This is a genomic window from Nonomuraea rosea, assembly GCF_039539705.1.
GTDB lineage: Bacteria > Actinomycetota > Actinomycetes > Streptosporangiales > Streptosporangiaceae > Nonomuraea > Nonomuraea rosea.
This window is the reverse complement of the sequence record NZ_BAABDQ010000106.1, coordinates 1-4,061: the sequence shown is the minus strand read 5'-3', so window position 1 is coordinate 4,061 and position 4,061 is coordinate 1. Positions and strand designations below refer to the sequence as shown.

Sequence of the window (4,061 nt, the reverse complement as noted above, 5' to 3'; positions counted from 1 at the left end):
ACAGCGATGTGACCCCCGATTCCTGTGACGTGCGCCACAGGCGGAGAGGGAGGCGAATCCCGGCGATTCACCTCCCCCGCTGCCCCCGTCAGTCGAGGACCGCCAGATTGAGTCCATCGAGGCGATCAGGTTCTGCGGTGACGTCGATGGCGGTGATGAGGCCGTCGACGATCGTGAAGGCGAGTGCCACACGCAGGTGGCCCTGCGGAGCCATCACAAGCCCGGCGGCGCCGTCGAGCAGGGCGAGTCCGGTGAACTGGGCCCGCTGCATGGCGGCCATCGCGCCCTGGGCGACGAGCTCGGCCCCGTTGACCATGACGGGCTCGGCGGTCAGCATGACGGCCTTGTCCGCCCGGAGCACGACATCGGGGTGGAGCAACGTGATCAGCGCCTGGAAATCCCGGCCGCGGGTGGCGGACAGGAAGGCTTCGACGATCTCCCGGCGACGGCTCAGATCGGCGTTCGGCGCGGGTGCGGCACCCTTGACGCGGCGGCGGGCACGGCTGGCCAGTTGCCGGGTCGCCTCCGGCGACCGCTCCAGCATGGGGGCGATCTCCTCGAACGGCACGGCGAACAGATCGTGCAACACGAACGCGAGCCGCTCGGCCGGACTCAGGGTGTCGAGCACCACCAGCAGCGCCACCCCCACCGAGTCGGCCATCACCACCTCCTGCTCGGGGTTCCCGGTGGAGGCGGGACCCAGCAACGGATCAGCCGCTTGGATGTCCAGCGGCTCCTCATGGCGGTTGCCGCGTGAACGCAGCATGTTCAGGCACACCCGGGCCACCACCGTGGTCAGCCATCCGGCGATATTCTGCACCTGGCCGACATCGGCGCGGCTGGCACGCAGCCAGGCGTCTTGAAGCGCGTCGTCGGCCTCGCTCAGCGATCCGAGCATCCGATAGGCCACCGCACGGAGATGCGAGCGATGCTCGGCGAACCGCTCCGTCAGCCATTCATGGTCGTCCATGTCACATTCCTCCATCAACGAGCGTCACAGAAACGCCACTTATCGGACATATCAACCTTTTGGAGGAGACATGATGTCAGCTAGGCCGGACGAGCTGCTCCGGTGACCCGCTTCGACAGCGGATTCACCTGCTGGATCGAACAACGTCTGGTGTGCGAGGACCCCGACGACCTCACCGAGGCGATCGGGTTCCTCGCCCGCACCGAAGGCCTCTCGCCCGACGTGGCAGACCACGTCGCGACCATGACCGGCACCCTGACCAGTGACGTCATCGCCGCCTATCAAGCCGACAACACCGAATGGGCCGCCACCCAGGCCACCTTCGACCGCCCCGACCTGACCGCCCTCGACGAGCATCTGGACACGGTCGTCCGCTGTCATGACCAGGCTTGAAGGGCGTGGGTCGAGGGCCCTGTCCGGTGCCAGAACGCCGTCATGCCCGCGGCCACCACTCCGCTCGCGGAGCGTGGGCATCGCCCGTACTTCTCAGCGGCCGCTGACCGCTTCCTCGGCGGTTCCTGTGATCGCGTAGGAACGCTGACGACGTAGCGACCCACCGCCGGAGACGTCAAGGCCGTAGACCTGCACCCGCACCAGCTTGAAGCCGGTCTTCCTGACCATCCGCAGTGTGGAGTCGCCCGTCCAGTCGAGCCTGACATCCGTGTCGGCCTCCTGCATCCTGTCGGTCGCGGGTTCGCGCTCCACCTTCTGCCCCGACCTCGGTACGGAGAACGTGGCGGTGACCTGCTCGGTCTTCAGGTCGTACAGGGCGATCCCGGGGTTGCGTCCGCTGACGTAGACGGCCACGGTGTGCCCGTCGGCGTTCAGCGCGGCGGTGGCCGCGTTGTCGCGGATGAGGCGGGGCGGCACGACTCTGGCGGTCCGCCTGCCGTTCAGGTCGTGGACGCTGAGCGTGCTCGACTCGCCGTCCTCCGTACTGACGAGGATCTGGTCGCCGTCGCCGCTGAAGCTCACGGCGTCGTCACTCACCGACACCCCCGGCACCTCGCTCAGCAGGGCGCCGGTGGCGGCGGCGTACACCCGCGCCGGGTGGTCGGTGTTGCCGGCCCAGCAGCAGTTCACCGCCACGAGGGAGCCGTCGTACGACATCGTCACGCGGACGACCATGAGCTCGTCCTTCGAGGGCCACGCCTTGGCCCGCGAGACCCGCGTCCGGCCGTCGAGGTCACGGATGACGAGCCTGGTGTCCTTGGCCCTGATGTAGGCGAGGCGACGGCCGTCCCCGCTGACCGCGACCGGTTCCGCCGCCGAAGCCACTCCCTTGAGCGGGTGGCGCTTGCCGTCGGTCGTCCGGTACCACCAGGGGCCGCACAGCTCGGCGTCGGGCGAGGACTTGTCGCAGTCGGTGATGGCCGCGTACCGGATCGGGGCGGGGGTCGCACCGGCGGGAACGGCCGCGCGGACGGGACCCGGGGCGGCCACCAGGGCCGTTAGGACAACGAGCGCCCCGCAGAGGATCTTCATACGGAGTTGGACCTTTCATCCTCGCCCGAGGTTGATTGCACTCCGATAACGGCCCCCGCACCTCGCAGGCTGAGGGGGCGTCCTGCTTGCTGACCGCGTGGGAGTTGCCGTCGTTCGGGCAGGAAGTTAGCCTGGGCATTACATTGACCGACTGGTCGGTCAATCTATGGGAGGATCCGCGATGCCCTTTGTCCAGACCAGAGCGGGGCGGGTGTTCTATGCCGAGCAGGGAAGTGGCCGGCCGGTCGTGCTGCTGCACGCCACCCTGCACGACCACACCGACTTCGAGGCCGTGGCCGGACCGCTGGCGGCCGCCGGCCATCGCGTGCTGGCCGTGGACTGGCCGGGCCACGGCCGTTCCGAGATGCCCGCCGGGCCGGCGCCGATGACCGCGCCGCTGCTGGCCGGCGTGCTCGCTGATGTCGCCGCCGAGCTCGATCTCGCGCCCGCCGTGTTCATCGGCAATTCGGTCGGCGGGTACGCCGCGGCCAGGCTCGCGCTGGAACATCCGGACCGGGTCGCCGGGCTCGTCCTGGTCAATGCCGGCGGGTTCGTCAAGGTCCCCCGCCTCGCGGCCCGCGCCCTGGGCGTCCCGGCCGTCAACCGGGCGGTGTTCCCCTGGCTCGTTCCCTGGTACATGAAAGCGGACAGCGAACGGCTCCGGGCCATCACCCGCCGGGTTCAGGACCGGGCGCGCGGCAGGACAGGCGCCGCCGTCTCCGCCGCGCTGTGGCGGAGCTTCGCCGATCCGGCTTACGACCTGCGGGCCGACGGGCCCCGGCTCGGCGTGCCCGTGCTGCTGGCATGGGGGGCGCGGGACGTCATCCTGCCCCTGTCCGCCGCACGCCAGACGCGGGCGGCGATACCCGGGGCTGACCTGCGGACGCTGAAGACCGGGCACGTGGCCTTCGCCTCCGATCCGGACGGGTTCCTGGGCCTGGTCCTGCCGTTCCTCGAATCGGTGACGACGGCCGGGAGCGCACAGTGAGCACCGGCGTCCGGCAGCAGCGGGCGGCGGCCACCCGCAAGCAGCTCATCGCCACAGGCCTGTCCCTGGCGGAGCGGACGGGCCTGGCCGGCATGAGCGTCAACCTCATCGTCGCCGAGGCGGGGGTGGCCAAGGGCACCTTCTTCCACCACTTCCGCGACCGGTCGGAGTTCCTGCTGGCGCTGCACACCGAGTTCCACGACCGTACGTTCGCGAAGATCGAGGAGACGATCGCGGGGATGACCCCGGGCCGGGGCAGACTGCTCGCGGCCGCGAACGCCTACCTGGACGAATGCCTGACCCATCGCGGCGTCCGGGCCCTGCTGCTGGAGGCCCGCGTCGATCCCACGATCATCGAGGCGATCACCTCCCGGAACACGCTGGTCATCCAGCTGAGCAGCCCCGACTTCGCCGCCATGGGCTGGGTGCACCCGGGGCCGAGCGCGGCCATGTGGAACAGCGCCGTCGTGGAGGCCGCCATCCTCGAGCTGAACGGGGGCAGCCACCAGCCGGAGATCCGGGCGGCGCTGGCGCAGTTCCTCCGGGAGTAACGGATCCGATCCGCTCTCCGCCGCGGGGTGTGGCGCACGTCACAGGAATCGGTGGTCACATCGCTGG

5 protein-coding genes are annotated in these 4,061 nt (G+C 69.9%); 3 read left to right on the top strand and 2 right to left on the bottom strand.

Translation table 11 applies throughout. The features are described 5' to 3' along the window. Positions 1-88: 88 nt before the first annotated feature. Positions 89-970, bottom strand: coding sequence for a sigma-70 family RNA polymerase sigma factor (locus ABEA43_RS67520; protein WP_345581443.1), 882 nt, complete (start codon positions 968-970; stop codon positions 89-91). Between the two features lie 102 nt (positions 971-1,072). On the opposite strand from ABEA43_RS67520, the gene ABEA43_RS67515 reads away from it, so the two are divergent. Next, the gene (locus ABEA43_RS67515; RefSeq protein ID WP_345581440.1) at positions 1,073-1,363 is read left to right on the top strand and encodes a hypothetical protein; all 291 of its coding nucleotides are present in this window, start codon (positions 1,073-1,075) and stop codon (positions 1,361-1,363) included. 93 nt (positions 1,364-1,456) lie between these two features. Here ABEA43_RS67515 and ABEA43_RS67510 read toward each other — a convergent pair whose 3' ends face one another. Further along, on the bottom strand, positions 1,457-2,455 hold the full coding sequence (locus tag ABEA43_RS67510) for a WD40 repeat domain-containing protein (RefSeq protein ID WP_345581437.1): 999 nt from the start codon (positions 2,453-2,455) through the stop codon (positions 1,457-1,459). A 181-nt stretch (positions 2,456-2,636) separates the two neighbouring features. Here ABEA43_RS67510 and ABEA43_RS67505 point away from each other — a divergent pair, with 181 nt between their 5' ends. After that, complete coding sequence (locus ABEA43_RS67505) at positions 2,637-3,443, top strand: alpha/beta fold hydrolase (RefSeq protein WP_345581434.1); 807 nt, start codon at positions 2,637-2,639, stop codon at positions 3,441-3,443. Further along, entirely contained in the window at positions 3,440-3,994 is a 555-nt protein-coding gene (locus tag ABEA43_RS67500) for a TetR/AcrR family transcriptional regulator (protein ID WP_345581431.1), read from the top strand. The genes ABEA43_RS67505 and ABEA43_RS67500 overlap by 4 nt, the downstream gene beginning before the upstream one ends. Positions 3,995-4,061 lie beyond the last annotated feature (67 nt).